We start from the raw sequence: 15,359 nt of genomic DNA on the forward strand, positions 1-15,359 counted from the left end.
ACGGGGTCACGCTTCCGGGCGACACCCGGCGACGCCGGCCCCGTGTCGCCACCGCGAGGTGTCGGCGCAGGTCAGCCGGGGTTCCGGTGGCCGGAAGACGCGGCCCCGCCACCGGTCGCGGCGGACCGGCGTGGCCGGTCGCTGCGCCGGACGGCAGCACCACTCCCCGAAGTGGGTGAAGCACGCGGAGTTCACTCCAACGGCCGCATCCGGTTCGGGGCGTCATCGGTTATCCCGCGCGCAACGCCGAATCGTGCGCGATCGCGTGCTGGACGACGGAGATCAGCACCTGCTTGGCGGAGTCGCGCTCACGCGCGTCGCACGCCATGATCGGGACCGACGGCGCGATGGTCAGCGCGTGCCGGACGTCCTCGATCTGGTGGTGCAGCAGCCGGTCGAAGCAGTTGATCGCCACGACGTAGGGCAGCTTCCGGTTCTCGAAGAAGTCGATCGAGGGGAACGCGTCGGCCAGCCGCCGCGTGTCCACCAGCACGACCGCGCCGATCGCACCGACCGCGAGGTCGTCCCACATGAACCAGAACCGGTGCTGACCGGGGGTGCCGAAGACGTACAGCACCAGGTCCGAGTCCAGCGAGATGCGCCCGAAGTCCATCGCCACGGTGGTGGTGGTCTTGTTCGGCGTGGCCGAGGTGTCGTCGTGCCCGACGCTCGCCTCGGTCATCATGGCCTCGGTGGTCAACGGGTCGATCTCCGAGATCGCCCCGACCATGGTCGTCTTCCCCGAACCGAACCCGCCGGCGACCACGATCTTGGCCGACGAGGTCGGACCCGTCACCTGCGGCGCGTTCGCGTCGGAGTCAAATTCTCCGAAGCCCACTGAGCACCCTTTCCATGAACTCGATACTCGGGCGGTCACCCACGGTCGTGCTGCTGGAGTGCACCAGCACCAGCCCGAGGCCCGCCACGTCACCAATCAACACCCGCACCACACCGAGCGGCAGCCGCAGCAGCGCCGCCACCTCGGCCACCGACCTCGTGTCGATGCACAGGTCACAGATCGACCGGTGCTCGGGGACCCGGACCCGGTCGAGCATCCGGCCCTGCTCACTGGTCGAGATCAGCGCCTCGATGGCCAGGTCCAGCGTCGCCTTCGTCCGCCCGCGGGTCCGGAAGTACGGCCGGACCAGCCCGGACGTCTCCATCTCCGTCGGCGCCGGCTCGTCCACGTACTCCTGGTGGGCCTGGCGCGGCAGCGCCGCGGCCAGTTCACCGGAATCCGGTCCCGACCCGAAGTCCCGCTCGGTGCTGTACGCCGCGAACTCGTGCGCGTCGTACAGCGGTCCGCTCGAACCGCCGAACAGCTCCGCGCCCGGCCCGCCGAGCAGCCGGTCGCGGTATTCGGTGCCACCCGCGATCGGCCGGATCGGTTCCTGCCCGGCATTGCTGTCGGTCAGCCAGTTCGGCGGCTCCCGCACGGGGTCGCTGTCGGATGCCTGCACCCGCCTCGCCCGCCATTCGCGGTCGACGCGGTCCCGGAACGACTGCCAGTCCTCCCGGCCGTCGTCCGGTTGCTCGGACCAACCACCGGAGAAGTCGTCACCGAGCCGGCCATCACCCCTCAAGCGCCCGTCGTCCACGGCTCTCTCCTCGGTTCCCAGGTCCTCAGCGGCGGACGGTCGCGCCCTGCAGTTGCGCCCGCATCTCCGGAGTCAGCTGCTGGCCGACCCGCTCCACCAGCAAGGTCATCTCGTAGACGACCAAGCCGATGTCACTCTCCGGCGATCCCAGCACCGCCAGACACGAACCGTCGGAAACCGACATGAGGAAGAGGAAGCCGTTGGCCATCTCGACCACCGTCTGCGCCACCGTGCCGCCCTCGAACACCTTGGCCGCGCCGCGCGCGAGGCTGGTGAGCCCCGACGCCACCGCCGCCAGCTGGTCCGCCCGGTCCTTCGGCAGCCCGCGCGAGGCCGCCAGGAGCAGGCCGTCCGCCGACACCACGACCGCGTGGGCCGCGCCGGGCACCCGGTGCACGAAATCCGTGATCAGCCAAGCGAAGCTGCCGGCATTGTTCGCCTTGGCATGCGCTTGGCCGTTCGGCTGCGCGGAGCCACCCGGCTGCATTGCACCCGCCCGTGTCACTTTCACTCCTCACTGCTGTCTGTGGTGTTGCCACTCACCGGAACCTCGTCGCCCGGTCGCTCCTTCAGCGCATGGCGCCCCGAGGTGTACCCACGTTGGAAGCTTGCCATCCGGTTCCGCGCCGCGGACGCCGAGCGGGTGATCGCACCCGTTCCGGGCATGCCCGCGGTGGCGTCGGCGAAGTTGTTCTGGGCCGGCGCATCGGGCGCCGCGCTGCTGATCGACCCCGGCACCAGGTAGGCGTTCGGGATGCGCTTGGGCAGCCCGGCCGTGGTGATCTCCTCGTTCTTGGACTCGAGCAGCGACTGCGCCGCCTGCCAGCCGTCGTCGGAGGCGCTGTGCCAGCCGTCGTCGGGCGGGAGGAGCGGGTGCCGGGTGGCCGCCGTCGGCAGCAGCTCGTCCACGGGTTCCGGGGCGGGCTCGTCGCGACCGGTGAGCGGCGGCAGGTTCTGGTCCTCGACCTCGACCTCGACCTCTTCCGGCGCACTCGGCTGGTGGCTGCGGTGGTGGCCCCCGTCGCTCTGCTGCGGCGGGACCGGGTCGGCAGCCGCGTCGTCGCCCTCACTGAACCAGCGTGACAGCACCGACTGGTAGATGGGCAGCCGCCGGGTGGGTACATCGTCTTCGAGCGCCGACGAGCCGAGCTCCGCCGCGGGCGGCGGTGCCGGTGGCGGTTCCTCCGGCGGCACGAACTTCGGCTCGCGCTTGGGCAGCACCAGCGGCGCGAACTGCGTGTCACCGGCCCGCGAGCTGGCCCCGTCGCCGTTCGAGGACGGCGCCAGCGGCGCCAGGTCCTCGGCGGTCGGCCAGGCCGGCACGTCGGGCTTGGGCAGCTCGGGCGACAGGAACGGGCCCGCCGCGCGGCCGCCGCTGACCAGGTCGTCCAGGCTGATCGGCTGGTCGAGCGGGACCAGCCCGCCCTGGTTCGCCACCGGCTCGTGCTTCGGCGGGGCCGGCGGTGGCGGCGGCGGGGGTGCCGAGTGCTGCGGCGGGTTCGGCGAGAACGCCTGCGTCTGGTCGAAGTCCGAGCGCGCGGCCGGGATCGGGATGCTCGGCATCGACATGGACGTCTCGGACCGGTTCGGCGGCAGCGGGGTCTGCCGCTGCATGCCGGGGCGCAGGTGGGTGAGCAGCTCCGCCGGGACGACGACGCGGGCGATCACGCCACCCTCGATGTCCTCGTTCTCGCGCAGCCGGACCTCGATGCCGTGGCGCTTGGCCAGGCGCGAGACCACGTACAGACCCATCCGCCGGGTCACCGACACGTCCAGGTCCGGCGGCTCGGCGAGCCGCGCGTTGACCTCGGCCAGCCGCTCGTCGCTCATCCCGACACCGTGGTCGGTGACCTGGATGGCGAGGGCCTTCCGGCGGGTCACCACGGCCCGGACGATGACCTTCGTCTCCGGCTCGGAGAAGTAGGTCGCGTTGTCGAGCAGCTCCGCGAGGACGTGCACGAGGTCGTGGATCGCGAGGCCCTGGACCGCGACGTCGGGCACGATACCGACCTCGATCCGGGCGTACTGCTCGATCTCGGAGACCGCGGCGCCGATGACGTCGGCGGCGGGCACCGGCTTGGGCACGGACTTGGCCAGGCCGGCGCCGGAGAGCACCAGCAGGGACTCACCGTTGCGCCGGAGCCGGGTGGCCAGGTGGTCGAGCTCGAACAGGCTCGCCAAGTGGTCCGGGTCCTGCTCGTCGGCCTCGAGGCGGTCGATGACGCCGAGCTGGCGCTCCACCAGCCGCTGCGACCGCCGGGAGAGGTTCACGAAGATGCCGTTGACGTTCTCGCGCAGGAGGGCCTGCTCGGCGGCCATCTTGACGGCCTGTTCGTGGACGATGTCGAACGACCGCGCGACTTCGCCGATCTCGTCGCGGGTGTTGACGGGCACCGGCTGGACGGCCCGCTTCGAGGCGCCGACCGGGTCCGGGTCGTCGAGGATCGCCTGCACGGTTTCCGGCAGCCGGGTGTAGGCGACGTCCAGCGCGCTCCGGCGCAGCACCCGCAGCGGGCGCAGCATCAGGCGGGCGACGATGAGCATCAGCGCGATCGCGGCGGCCAGCGCGGCGAGCACGACGGCACCGCCGATCCAGGCCGAGTTGACCGCCTGGGTGGCGAGGCTGTCGGCGCGGGTCTTGAGCTGGGCCAGCAGGTTCGACTCGACCGCGTGCAGCTTGTCCGCCGACACGGTGCTGTCCTTGCCGAGCGCCGTCGTGTCGATGCTCGGCGCGTCACCCTGCTGGGCGAAGGCGAAGGCCGCCGTCTGGATCCGGCGGCGGTCGTCGACCTCCGGCCCGGAGTAGGTGTCGTTGTAGAGCTGGCGCTGGTCGTCGTCGGCGTTCGCGAGGAAGGCCTGCACCGAGGCGTCGGCACTGGACGCCGACGCGCGCGTCTGGTCCAGGAGGTCGCCGGGGAAGCTGCCGCGGAACGCGGCGATCTGCAGCTCGGCGTCGGAGCGGGTGGTGAACTCCTTGGCCTCGCTGACCGCCTGCGTGCTCGTGCCCAGCCGGAGCACGTCCCGGTCGGTGACCGCGGTGGTCACCTCGCGGCCGAGCTCGATGAGCGAGTCGAGGATGCCCGAGTAGGCGGTCATCACCGTGATGTCGGGCAGGCCGTTCGCGGTGTTGAACGCCGCCCGCAGCGGGCGCAGGGCGTCGAGGCGCTGGAGACCGCGGGTGTAGCGGTCCTTGGTCGCCGGGTCGTCGTAGTTGAGCGTCGACGCCGCCGAGCGCAGGTCCGCGACCTCGCGGTCGACCTTCGCGATCTGGGAGTCGAGGCCGGTCTGCAGCAGCGGGTTGTTCGAGGAGATCCGTGCGACGGCCAGGCCGCGTTCGTTCTGCAGCTCGTGGACCACGGTCGTGACCTTGACGGCGAACGCCACCTGGTCGGCCGTGCGCTGGAACTCCGCCGCTTCGCCGGCGTCGTCGACCACGCGCAGTGCCCCCAGCACCGCGGCGGTCAGGGTGGGGATGATCAGGACCGCGGCCAGCTTGGAGCGCAGCCGCCAGTCGCGCATGCCGGAAAAGAACCCGGCCTTCCGGCCCGGACTGTCTCCGGGCGACTGCGCGGGGGCCCCTCCTACCCCCGCGGCGTCTTCGTTCGGCACCGCCGCACCACCATCATCGTTCGTGCTCGTGAAACCTTGGTCGGTCCAGCGCCCGCCTGGGCGCATCGCGTTCTCGTCAGCCACTCGTCTGCACGCTCCCGGCGCTCAAGCGCAGCGGCAGGTCGGAACGAGCCCAGCGCGAGACGCTACCCGTACGGGTGAAAAGATCGTCTTCGGTGGGTGTTCCTGAACCCCGTCCGGCCGGACGGAATCGGTTCAGCTCGAGCATCACGGTCGGGTCCCTGCGCTGGTCTCGCATCGGTCTGTTGGTTCGGCCTAGCCCACCGGCGCGGCGGCTGTGCCCGGCCAGGCAGTGGCCTCTACGGGGACGAATCTCTCAGGAAAAGCACAGCGTGCCCTGGTAAACCGGGGATCGACTTGATCGGCCATCCAGGCACTCTCTCTCACTACATCGGAGGTTGATACCTCCCCGCAGGTGCAGAGGGTAGCGAACGCCCGGAGAAGATGTAACCCTCCCGACAGGACGCGCTCGATGTTGCACAGCGTTCGCTCAGTCGGCACACAGCTGGACATCCCTTATTCAGGAACTGGGCCCTACGCTGGGTGAACGCTTACGGCGAGTGGAGCAGTGGGTCTAGACCAGAGGCCGAAAGAGTGACGTGCGCCACCCTCTCGGGTATTGATCCCACCCGTTGTGAGCAACCTGTCACGTTCTCTACAGTGGCCCGCGTACTCCCGAGAATGAGTTACCTACTTCCCCGGGATTCGGTCCATCAACCGTCACTTTCTTCACCCAAGGAGCAGGCCTTGCTTGGAAACGCCATGAGCAGTGGCCGGGTTCGCACTCGCCGCGCCGCGCTCGGGCTCGCCCTCACCGTCGCGGCGGCGACAGCCCTCACGGGCTGCAGCGCCCTCGGCTCGGACGACTCGAACGCCTCGTCGAACGGGGGCGGCCTGGAGAAGTCGAAGATCAAGGTCTCGATCATGCCGACGACGGACCTCGCGCCGTTCTGGCTGGCCTTGGACGGCGGCTACTTCAAGTCCGAGGGCCTCGACGTCGAGCAGATCGTCGCCAAGAGCGGCCAGGAGTCGATGACGAAGGCGCTCAACGGAGAAGCCGACATCGCGCTCTCGACCTACACGCCGTTCTTCGTCGCCAAGAGCAAGGGCGCCGCGGACGTGCAGCTCGTCGCCGACGGAACGTCGGTCAACGCGAAGAGCAACGCGATCGTGACCGTGCCGACCTCGAACGTCAAGACGGTCAACGACCTGGCCGGCAAGCGAATCGCCATCACGGCGATGAACACCGCGTCGGACATCCTCACCAAGTCCGTCATGAAGGACCACGGCGTCGACTTCAGCACGGTCAAGTGGACCCTGGTCCCGCTGCCGAACATGGCGGCGGCGCTGAAGGACAACCAGGTGGACGCGGCCTACATGCCGGAGCCGATGCTCTCGCAGTCGGCGAAGACCGTCGGCGCGACGCCGGTCATCGACATCAACACCGGCGCCAGCCAGGACTTCCCCCTGACCGGCTACGGCTCGACGACGAAGTGGGTCCAGGGCAACCCGAAGACCCTCGCGGCCTTCCAGCGCGCCATGAAGAAGGCCACCAGCGACGCGATCAACGACCGCTCGAAGGTCGAGCCGCTGCTGGTCAAGTACGCGAAGATCGACGAAGACACGGCCAAACTGCTCACCCTGCCCGGCTACGGCTCCACCCTGGACGCCCGGCGCCTGCAGCGGGTGCCCGACCTGCTGCTGCAGATGGGCGTCATCACCAGCAAGGTCGAAGCCGCGCCGATGATCGCGCCGCAGGCGACCAGCTGACGTGAAGAAACTGCTCCGCGGCCTGGCCGGTCTGGTCGGCTTCCTCCTGCTCTGGGAGGTCGTCGTCCAGGTCGGCCTGGTCAGTAAGACGTTCACCCCGCCACCGAGCGTCGTCCTGGTCACCGTCGGCGACCTGCTGGGCGACCCCGAATTCATCCGCGACATCATCGCGACGATGCTGGCCTGGCTGATCGCCATCGCGATCGCCATCGTCATCGGCGTACCCGCCGGCCTGCTGCTCGGCAGCATCCCGGTGCTGCGCACCGCCACCGCCGCGATCGTCGAATTCCTCCGCCCGATCCCGGTCACTGCACTCGTGCCGCTGGTGCTGCTGGTGATCGGCTCCGGCCCCGACGCGAAGATCACCCTCGCGGTGTACGCGTCGCTGTGGCCGATCATGTTCAACACCATCTACGGCATGGGCGAGATCGACCCGGTGCTGATGGAGACCGCGCGGGCGTGCGGGACCAGCCGGTTCCGCATCCTGACTTCGGTCGCGCTGCCGCAGACCGCGCCGTTCGTCTTCACCGGCGTCCGGCTGTCGGCGACCATCTCGCTGATCGCCGTCGTGAGCGTGGAGTTCCTGGCCGGCTCCCAGGTCGGGCTCGGCAGCTTCATCCTGATCGCCAGCACCGGTTCGGTCCGGTTCGACCTGGTGCTGGCCGGTACCGTGGTCGCCGGGGTGCTCGGCTACCTCATCAACGAGGGCCTCGAACAACTGGGCAAGCGGCTGTTCCGCTGGAGCAGCGTCGACCGGGAGGCGATCGCGTGACCGCGGCAACTCTTTCCGGCCGGGTGGGCCGCCGGGCCGCCCGGGGCGCCGCCGCCGTCGTCCGCAACTGGCTGCTCTTCGCGATCCTGGTCGTCGGCTGGGAGTTCGCCGCCCGCGCGGGCGGCAGCAAGTTCTTCCCGCCACCGACGGAGATCGCGGTCGCCGCCGCGAAGCTGTGGTTCACCGGTCCCGCGTCGCACCTCTTCCTCACCGACGCCGTCTTCGACAACGTCTTCCCCAGCCTCGGCCGGATGCTCGGCGGCTGGGTGCTGGCGGCCGTCGTGGGCGTGGCGCTCGGGGTGCTGGTCGGCCGGTCCGCCAAGGGGATGGACTACCTCGGCCCGCTGTTCGCGTTCTTCCGCTCGATCCCGCCGCCCACGCTGATCCCGGTGTTCGCGGTGCTGTTCGGGCTGAGCTCGGGCATGCAGATCGGGTCGATCATCTTCGGCGCGATCTGGCCGGTGCTGCTCAACGCGGTCGACGGCGTCCGCTCGGTCGACCAGGTGAAGGTGGAGACGGCACGGTCGTTCCGCACGCCCCGCCGGTACTGGCTGGGCCTGGTCGTCCTGCCCGCCGCGGCGCCGAAGATCTTCGCCGGCCTGCGGGTGAGCCTGTCGATTTCGCTGCTGCTGATGGTGGTCTCGGAACTGATCGGCGCGTACAACGGGATCGGCCGGTCGCTGCTGAACGCCCAGCAGGACTTCGACTTCCCCATCATGTGGTCCTGGCTGGTGCTGCTGGGCATCCTCGGCTACGTCTTCAACACGATCTTCCTGGTCGCGGAACGGCGGGTGCTGGCCTGGCAGCCGACCCGCCTCGGCCGCGACTGACGCTGGAAAGGCCTCTCCCCATGTCCACCATGCTCGAAGTTTCCGGCCTCAGTCACCGGTACGGCTCCGGTGCCAAGGCGCACACCGCGGTGAACGAGCTGTCGTTCACCGTCGAAGCCGGGCAGCTGGCCAGCATCGTCGGCCCGTCGGGCTGCGGGAAGTCGACGTTGCTGCGCTGCATCGCCGGGCTGACCCCGCCGACCGACGGCACGGTCAGCCTGCACGGCGACCGCGTCGACGGCGTCCCGGACGACCTCGCCGTCGTGTTCCAGGATTACAGCCGTTCGCTGTTCCCGTGGCTTTCGGTGCAGAAGAACGTCGAATTCCCCCTGCGCTGGCGGCCGATCTCGCGGGCCGAGCGGCGGAAGCTGGCGGCCGAGGCGCTGGAGCAGGTCGGCCTGTCCGCGGTCGGCGGGAAGTACCCGTGGCAGCTCTCCGGCGGCATGCAGCAGCGGGTGTCGATCGCCCGCGCCCTGGCCAGCCGCCCGGCGCTGCTGCTGATGGACGAGCCGTTCGCGTCGGTCGACGCGCAGACCCGGTTCGAGCTCGAGGACCTGACCCGGCGCGTGCAGCGCGAGCAGGGCAGCACGATCCTCGTCGTCACGCACGACATCGACGAGAGCGTCTACCTGTCCGACCGGGTGCTGGTGCTGTCGAAGTCGCCGGCCTCGATCGTGGCGGACCTGCCGGTCGGCCTGCCGGCCGAGCGCAACCAGATCACCACCCGCGAGTCGGCGGAGTTCGTGACGCTGCGCGGTGAAGTGGCCCGGCTGCTGCACGGCGGTACCCCGGCCGAGGCCGCCACGGCCGCGTCGGACGCCGCGGAATGGGAACTGGCCGAGCACGCTTCGGACGTGACGGAGACCAAGACCGGGAGCTGAAGTCCACTTTGGACGCCTGCAGCCGGCGGTCGTGAGTGAGAAACAGGGTTAGCACCCTGTTTCTCACTCACGACGACGTCAGTACAGCGTGCGCTCCGACGGTGCCACCTTGACGTGCACCAGGGTCGGGCGCGGGTCGGCCAGTGCCGCCGTCAGGCCGGGGGCCAGGCCGGCCGGCTCGGTGATCGTCACGCCCTGGCAGCCCATGCTCGCCGCCAGTGCCGCGAAGTCGATGCCGCCCAGTTCCGTGCCCGGGAGCTTCGCGCCGCCGATCGTTTCGCCGAGGATGCGGACCGCCGCGTACTCCGTGTTGTCCATGATCAGGATCGTCACCGGGAGTTCCTGGCGCGCGGCCGTCCAGAGGGCCTGGATGCCGTACATGCTGGAGCCGTCGCCGACGACGCCGACCACCGGGCGGTCCGGGCGGGCCAGTGCCGCGCCGACCGCGCCCGGGACGCCGTAGCCGAGCGTGCCGCTGGCCATCGTCAGGAAACCCGTGTCCGTGGCCGTGATCGGCAGGTGGTCGTGCAGGATGCCGCGGTGGCTCGGCGTCTCCTCGACGACGATCGCGTTGTCCGGCAACAACTCCGCGAGCGTCGAGTAGACGAGCTCGCCGGTGAGCTGCTCGCCGCCCGGCTTCGCGGGGCGCTCCAGCGGTGCCGGCGCGGACCGCGTGCTCCGCTCGACGACGTTGAGCAGCGCGCGGATGCCGAGCTTCGGCGTGGCGCGGATCCCGGTGCCTTCGAAGGCGCGCGCGAGGATCTGCTCGTCGTCGCTGACGATGAACAACGGCGGCAGCGGAGCTTCCCCGCGCCCGCGTTCGACGTGGTAGGTGAAAGCGGGCGCGCCGAGCACGACGACGAGGTCGTGCGCCGCGAGCTTGTCCGAGACCGCGCCACGTTCGGGATCCAGGAACCCCTGGAACAGCGGGTGGTCCTCGGGGAACGAGCAGCGGTAGGACATCGGCGCGACCCACACGCCGGCGTTGAGCCGCTCGGCGAGCGCGACGGTTTCCACGACCGCGCCGTCCTGGTCGACGGCTCCCCCGACGACGAGCGCGGGCCGTTCGGCGGCCTCGAGCGCGGCGACGAGCTCGTCGATGGCTTCGGGGTCCGGCGCGAACCCGCGGATGCGCGGCCGGGAGACGATGGGCCGCTCGGTGGTGGCGGTCCAGTCGTCGGCCGGGACGGACACGAACACCGGACCGGACGGCGCCTGCGTCGCGACGTGGTAGGCGCGGGCCAGCGCGGCCGGGACGTCCTCGGCGCAGGCGGGCTCGATCGACCACTTCACGTACGGCTTCGGGAAGTCCGGGGCGTCCATCGCGCCGAGGAACGGGTCGTGCGGCAGGAGCGACCGGTTCTGCTGGCCGGCGACGATGATCAGCGGCGTCCGGTTGCGGTAGGCGTTGAAGAGGCTGCCGAGGCCGTGCCCGACGCCGCCCGCGGAGTGCAGGTTCACCAGCACGGCCTGGCGGGTGGCCTGCGAGTACGCGTCGGCCATCGCCACCACGGCGGACTCCTGCAGCCCGAGGACGTAGTCGAAGTCGTCCGGCCAGTCGGTGAGGAAGGGGACCTCGGTGGTGCCGGGGTTGCCGAACACCGTTGTGAGGCCCAGTTCGCGGAGCAGTTCCCTGGTGGCGTCCAGCACCGTGCGCTTGATCATGCCACCAGGCTAACGCTTAGCGTTGCGAAGAAAAGCCCCCGAGCGCCCCAATGTGGGGCGCTCGGGGGGTGCTCAGCCGATCAGGCCCGAGAGCCCGGTGCCCTTGAAGGAGCCCCAGCCCGTCACCTGGTCGTACTTCGTGCCGGCGGTGAAGCCGGTCGTGCCGTGCAGGGTGTTGTTGCCCGTCGTCACGTCGTGGAAGCCCGTGGCGTAGGAAGACCCGTTGCCGATCGAGTAGAACTTCGGGTTCAGGTTGCCGAGGCCGCCGCCGTGGATCTGGTTCTGCAGCGTCGCGAAGGCCGCCCACAGCGGGGCCGCGCCCGACGTGCCCCAGACCGTTTCCCACGAGCCCGCCGTGTAGATGTAGTAGCCCGAACCGCTCGCCGCGTCCGCGGAGACGTCCGGCACCTTGCGGTAGGTCGTGCTCTGCGAGGACTGCCACGACGGCGCCGTGAAGACCGTCGAGATGCCGCCGCCGGTCGAGCCGTTCGCCCCGTCGTTCCAGGCCTTCTCGCTGCTGTAGGCGTTCGACGACGTGACCGTCAGCTGCGTGCCGCCGACGCCGGTGACGTTCGGGCTCGACGCCGGGAAGTCCACCGCCTTCGCCGTCGAACCGGTCTGGCGGTAGCAGTCGGTCGTGCCGTCGTCGCCCGCGGCTGCGAAGTAGGAGATGCCCTCCGCCGTGCCGGTCGCGATCGCGTTGCTGACGCTCTTCGCCGCGCTCGAACCCTCGGCGGATTCGCAGGCGCCCCAAGAGATCGAGACGACGTTCACCGTGTGGTCCGACGCGATCTTCTGGTACATCGCGAGCTCGCCCGCGCTGGTGTTCGGCGCTTCGTAGACGTAGTCGCTCGCCGCGGCGGCCAGCGCGTGCACGACCTCGATGTCGAGCTCGACCTCGATCTGGCCGTCACCCGGTGCGGAGTCGTAGTTCGCGCCGCTGACCGGCACCGTGGTGACCGGGCCCGCCGAGAGACCGTACGTGCTGTCGTACTTGCTGATGTTGGCCTTCTGGTAGCCGTCGAACTCGACGAAGCCGACCTTGACGCCGCTGCCGGTCGCCGGCAGACCGCTGGTGCCGTAGGCGGTCTTGAGCACCGGCGGCGTCACGGCCTTGACGACGTTGGGCTTGGCGGCGGCCTGCGACGAATGCCTGCGCACCGCGTGGTTGTCGAGGCCCACGACGCCGCTCACGACGTCCGAGACGCCGGCGGGGACGGCGGGTGCGACGTCGTTGGCGAAGAAGTCGCGGCCGGAGGTGGTGTCGCGGTAGGTCCCGATCCGGGTGCGGAACGCCGATTCGAGCTGCGCCGCCGAGCCGGTGAACGTGATCGCCTGCCGGTTACCGGAAACCTCGATCCCGGTGGCACCCGCTTTCCCGAGGAATGAGACGGCCTTGTCGACGTCGGCCTGCGTCGGACCGAACCGGGCCGCGAACTGAGCCGGCGTCAAAAACCGGTGGTATTGCGGCGAATCGGGGTTCTGCACGTCGGCGAGGAACTTTTCCAGCCCCGCCCGGTCGTGCAGTTTCAGCGAGAGCGCCGCGGTGATCGGCTGGCCGGCCGCGACGTCGCCGGCGCGGACGCTGCCGGCCAGCGGAGCGGCGTTGTCGGCCAGGGTGACCAGGGGTTCCGACGCCGCGGCGGCCGGGACGGCCACGGCGAGGCCGAGCAACGCAGGCAACGGCACAGCGGCCGCGACGAGCTTGCGCAAGCGCATGGGGGAATTCCTCTCGGCGGTGGGGACCGGGCCTGCGCGGAATGCTCGCTGCAGGTTGCCGAGAAGCATAAGAAATCGCTATCGCGCCGAGGAACCTACTTTTGTCTGCCGTTCCGCGGCTGCCCTTTTCCCTTTCCGAACGGTTTACCCTTCCATGATCACCCGATTAGCGTCCGGATTGCCGGAGAACGTCGACGCGGTCGGCGATATCCCGCGCGTCCGCATTGCCGGAAAACCGCCGGGCCGCCGAGGACAGCGAGTGCAGCCGCTGCCGGGTCCGCGGGGACCGCAGGGCGGCCGCCAGCTCGATCGCCTCCTCGCCGACGGCCGAGGCGACGTCGAGGTCGCCGTCCAGCGCGTGCACCGTGGCCAGCCAGATCAGGGTCAGCGACCGGCTGCGGGTCATCCCGCGGCCGTACCCGGCGATCGCGTCGGTGAGCGCGGGGATCCCGTCCCGGCCGTGCCGGATGTCCACCACCTGCGCCAGTTCCGCGTGCACCGTGCCGATCATCGCCGCCAGGTCGGTGGAGCCGAAGAACTCCGCCCACGGCGAAGGCTCGCGGTCCGCGGCGTCCGCGAACTCCTCGCGGGCGCGGCGCAGGTAGGTCAGCGCGCCGGCGACGTCGGCCTTCTTGGCGTAGGCCCAGGCCTGGTTGGCCGAGAGGATCGACTGCGCGAGCTTGGAGTGCGCCAGCCGCGCCGCGTCCCGGCCCCGCTCGAACTCCGCCAGCGCCGCGTCGACGGCGCCGTAGTGCAGGTGCAGCCGCCCGGTGCGGTAGTGGATGTTGGCCTGGAGGTCGTCGTTGCCCGCCTGCCCGGCGAGCTCCAGCGCCCGCTTGAACGCCGCCAGCGCGGCGGCCGGGCGGTCCTGGTCGAAGTTCGTCCAGCCGGCCAGGTTGTAGAGGTCGGCGACGGCGGTGCACAGCCGCGCCAGCACCACGGTCTTGGTCACGCCGTCCAGCAGCGCGACGGCGGCCGGGAGCTGCGCTTCGACGGCCGCTCTGCAGGCGCCGCCGCCGTAGCGGTAGTCCAGCGCCCGGAGCTCCGCGACCGCGTCTTCCAACCGCCGCACGTCGGCGATCCCCACACGCGTACCGCGGAGGTCCTCCTGCCCGTCGCTGCCGGTCATGGTGGCCCTCCGTCCGAAGAGAGCCGCCGCCGTGGGCAGCCCCGGGTCATTCCCCGCCGGGCCAGGCCGGTGCCTTCTCCTTCGGGGTGTTGGCACCGGGGAGCACCCCGGTGGCGGTCAGCACCACGCCGGTGGCGGTTTCCGCGATCTTGACGGCGGCCAGGAGGCCGGTGAGGGCGAGCGAGCCGCCGAGCCCCAGTCGGGCGAACTCGTCTTCGGAGGTTTCGGTTCCGCGTTGCCGCGGCAGCGCGCCGGTCACGATTCGGCCTTCCGGCCCGTACCGGAAGCGCTCGCGCGATCCCCGCGGGTAATCAGCCGCGCCCGGGCGGCGGAAATCCACCGGATGGTCGACATCCTGGTTTCTTGATGGCTTCTCATTGAATTGACCGCGAACCGAATACGCGCGCTCACAGCGCCGCCTCCTGTACTGGCCGAACAATTCTTGGCACCATCCGGACGGACCGGCTTCCCGTTCACGATAGCCAGCGCCCGCCCCGGCATCAGCCCCCAAGCAGGCGAACTGGCGGAATTGCACGTGCAGCTGCACGACCGACCGCCGACCGGCATTCGCAAGAACCGAATGCAATTTCATCGGTCCGATTCAAGGAAATCGAATACCGGTAGGACCGGCTGCGGATTTCCGGTCCGGGCGGCGGCGCCCGTGCGGGTTTCGCAGTGGATCAGGATTTGACGAGATCCACCCAGTCGCGCACGGTTTCCGCGGCCACCGGCGCCTGCCACCCGCCCGGTCGCACCGCACTCCCGACATGGAACCCGCGCACCCCGCCCGCGCGCAACAGGTGCACCTGCTGCGCCCGCAGACCCCCGCCGACGAGCAGCTCCGGCCCGCTCTCCCGCTGCGCCAGCCGCTGCAGCACCGAAAGCCCGCTCCCGACGCCGTCGGGGTGGCCGGCGGCGAGCACGGTGTCGCAGCCGAGCGCGGCCAGCTGGTCGTACGCGCGCAGCGGATCGCGCGTCCGGTCGATGGCGCGGTGGAACGTCCACGGCAGGCCGTCGATCTCCTTGATCAGCGCTTCGCAGGCGTCCACGTCGATCTCGCTGTCGACGGTGAGGAAGCCGAAGACGAACTCGCGCGCGCCCGCGTCGATCAGCCGTCCGGTGTCCGCGCGCAGCCCTTCGAGGTCGCCGACGGCGAAGGACCCGTTGTCCCGCAGCATGACCCGGATCGGGAGGTCGGTCGCCGACCGCACGTCCCGGAACGTCTCGATCGACGGCGTCAGGCCGTCCTGAGCCATGTCAGCGACCAGTTCGAGGCGGTCCGCCCCGCCCGCCTGCGCGCCTTCGGCGTCCGCCACGTCCAGCGCGATCACTTCCAGCAGGGGCGTCTTCGAGCTCATGCCTCAA

Annotated in this window: 13 protein-coding genes; 4 read left to right on the plus strand and 9 right to left on the minus strand. The window is 70.4% G+C overall.

Translation table 11 applies throughout. The features are described from left to right. Positions 1-229: 229 nt before the first annotated feature. Genes AB0B33_RS35560 through AB0B33_RS35575 form a run of 4 tightly spaced genes read right to left on the minus strand, consistent with a single transcriptional unit; the run spans position 230 to position 5,273 of the window. A complete protein-coding gene (locus AB0B33_RS35560) occupies positions 230-838 on the minus strand; it encodes an ATP/GTP-binding protein (RefSeq protein WP_247017872.1) in 609 nt (202 codons plus the stop codon). Beyond that, positions 819-1,598, minus strand: coding sequence for a DUF742 domain-containing protein (locus tag AB0B33_RS35565; RefSeq protein WP_247017869.1), 780 nt, complete (start codon positions 1,596-1,598; stop codon positions 819-821). The genes AB0B33_RS35560 and AB0B33_RS35565 overlap by 20 nt, the downstream gene beginning before the upstream one ends. 25 nt (positions 1,599-1,623) lie before the next feature. Then, the gene (locus tag AB0B33_RS35570) at positions 1,624-2,085 is read right to left on the minus strand and encodes a roadblock/LC7 domain-containing protein (RefSeq protein ID WP_103355284.1); all 462 of its coding nucleotides are present in this window, start codon (positions 2,083-2,085) and stop codon (positions 1,624-1,626) included. Between the two features lie 20 nt (positions 2,086-2,105). Continuing rightward, entirely contained in the window at positions 2,106-5,273 is a 3,168-nt protein-coding gene (locus AB0B33_RS35575; protein WP_360780242.1) for a nitrate- and nitrite sensing domain-containing protein, read from the minus strand. Between the two features lie 717 nt (positions 5,274-5,990). Here AB0B33_RS35575 and AB0B33_RS35580 point away from each other — a divergent pair. From AB0B33_RS35580 to AB0B33_RS35595, 4 genes are read left to right on the plus strand one after another with little or no spacing between them, the layout of a single operon-like run. Beyond that, positions 5,991-6,998 carry an ABC transporter substrate-binding protein gene (locus tag AB0B33_RS35580; protein WP_360780064.1) on the plus strand — a complete coding sequence of 336 codons (1,008 nt, stop codon included), beginning with the start codon at positions 5,991-5,993 and terminating at the stop codon, positions 6,996-6,998. Position 6,999: 1 nt separating this feature from the next. Next, on the plus strand, positions 7,000-7,770 hold the full coding sequence (locus AB0B33_RS35585) for an ABC transporter permease (RefSeq protein ID WP_247017866.1): 771 nt from the start codon (positions 7,000-7,002) through the stop codon (positions 7,768-7,770). Beyond that, complete coding sequence (locus tag AB0B33_RS35590; protein ID WP_247017864.1) at positions 7,767-8,600, plus strand: ABC transporter permease; 834 nt, start codon at positions 7,767-7,769, stop codon at positions 8,598-8,600. The genes AB0B33_RS35585 and AB0B33_RS35590 overlap by 4 nt, the downstream gene beginning before the upstream one ends. 20 nt (positions 8,601-8,620) lie before the next feature. Next, a complete protein-coding gene (locus AB0B33_RS35595) occupies positions 8,621-9,481 on the plus strand; it encodes an ABC transporter ATP-binding protein (RefSeq protein ID WP_247017862.1) in 861 nt (286 codons plus the stop codon). A gap of 78 nt (positions 9,482-9,559) precedes the next feature. Here AB0B33_RS35595 and mdlC read toward each other — a convergent pair whose 3' ends face one another. From mdlC to AB0B33_RS35620, 5 genes are all read right to left on the minus strand, one after another. Next, positions 9,560-11,146: a benzoylformate decarboxylase gene (gene mdlC / locus AB0B33_RS35600; RefSeq protein WP_360780069.1), complete on the minus strand. Its 1,587-nt coding sequence runs from the start codon at positions 11,144-11,146 to the stop codon at positions 9,560-9,562. Between the two features lie 72 nt (positions 11,147-11,218). Next, positions 11,219-12,865, minus strand: a complete 1,647-nt coding sequence (locus AB0B33_RS35605) for a S53 family serine peptidase (protein ID WP_360780071.1) — start codon at positions 12,863-12,865, stop codon at positions 11,219-11,221. 166 nt (positions 12,866-13,031) lie between these two features. After that, positions 13,032-13,994, minus strand: coding sequence for a hypothetical protein (locus AB0B33_RS35610; protein WP_360780074.1), 963 nt, complete (start codon positions 13,992-13,994; stop codon positions 13,032-13,034). A 46-nt stretch (positions 13,995-14,040) separates the two neighbouring features. Beyond that, entirely contained in the window at positions 14,041-14,586 is a 546-nt protein-coding gene (locus tag AB0B33_RS35615; RefSeq protein WP_360780077.1) for a hypothetical protein, read from the minus strand. A gap of 88 nt (positions 14,587-14,674) precedes the next feature. Continuing rightward, entirely contained in the window at positions 14,675-15,352 is a 678-nt protein-coding gene (locus AB0B33_RS35620; RefSeq protein WP_360780080.1) for a copper homeostasis protein CutC, read from the minus strand. Between the last annotated feature and the right edge of the window lie 7 nt (positions 15,353-15,359).

Origin of the sequence: Amycolatopsis sp. NPDC049159, from assembly GCF_040648295.1 — a bacterium.
In the GTDB taxonomy this organism is placed as follows: Bacteria; Actinomycetota; Actinomycetes; order Mycobacteriales; family Pseudonocardiaceae; genus Amycolatopsis; species Amycolatopsis pretoriensis_A.

Coding starts and splice junctions, on each gene's coding strand:
- AB0B33_RS35580 (WP_360780064.1), top strand. CDS start 5,991: ATGAGCAGTGGCCGGGTTCGCACTCGCCGCGCCGCGCTCGGGCTCGCC.
- mdlC (WP_360780069.1), bottom strand. CDS start 11,146: ATGATCAAGCGCACGGTGCTGGACGCCACCAGGGAACTGCTCCGCGAA.
- AB0B33_RS35595 (WP_247017862.1), top strand. CDS start 8,621: ATGTCCACCATGCTCGAAGTTTCCGGCCTCAGTCACCGGTACGGCTCC.
- AB0B33_RS35575 (WP_360780242.1), bottom strand. CDS start 5,273: ATGCGCCCAGGCGGGCGCTGGACCGACCAAGGTTTCACGAGCACGAAC.
- AB0B33_RS35620 (WP_360780080.1), bottom strand. CDS start 15,352: ATGAGCTCGAAGACGCCCCTGCTGGAAGTGATCGCGCTGGACGTGGCG.
- AB0B33_RS35605 (WP_360780071.1), bottom strand. CDS start 12,865: ATGCGCTTGCGCAAGCTCGTCGCGGCCGCTGTGCCGTTGCCTGCGTTG.
- AB0B33_RS35610 (WP_360780074.1), bottom strand. CDS start 13,994: ATGACCGGCAGCGACGGGCAGGAGGACCTCCGCGGTACGCGTGTGGGG.
- AB0B33_RS35615 (WP_360780077.1), bottom strand. CDS start 14,586: ATGAAATTGCATTCGGTTCTTGCGAATGCCGGTCGGCGGTCGGTCGTG.
- AB0B33_RS35570 (WP_103355284.1), bottom strand. CDS start 2,085: ATGCAGCCGGGTGGCTCCGCGCAGCCGAACGGCCAAGCGCATGCCAAG.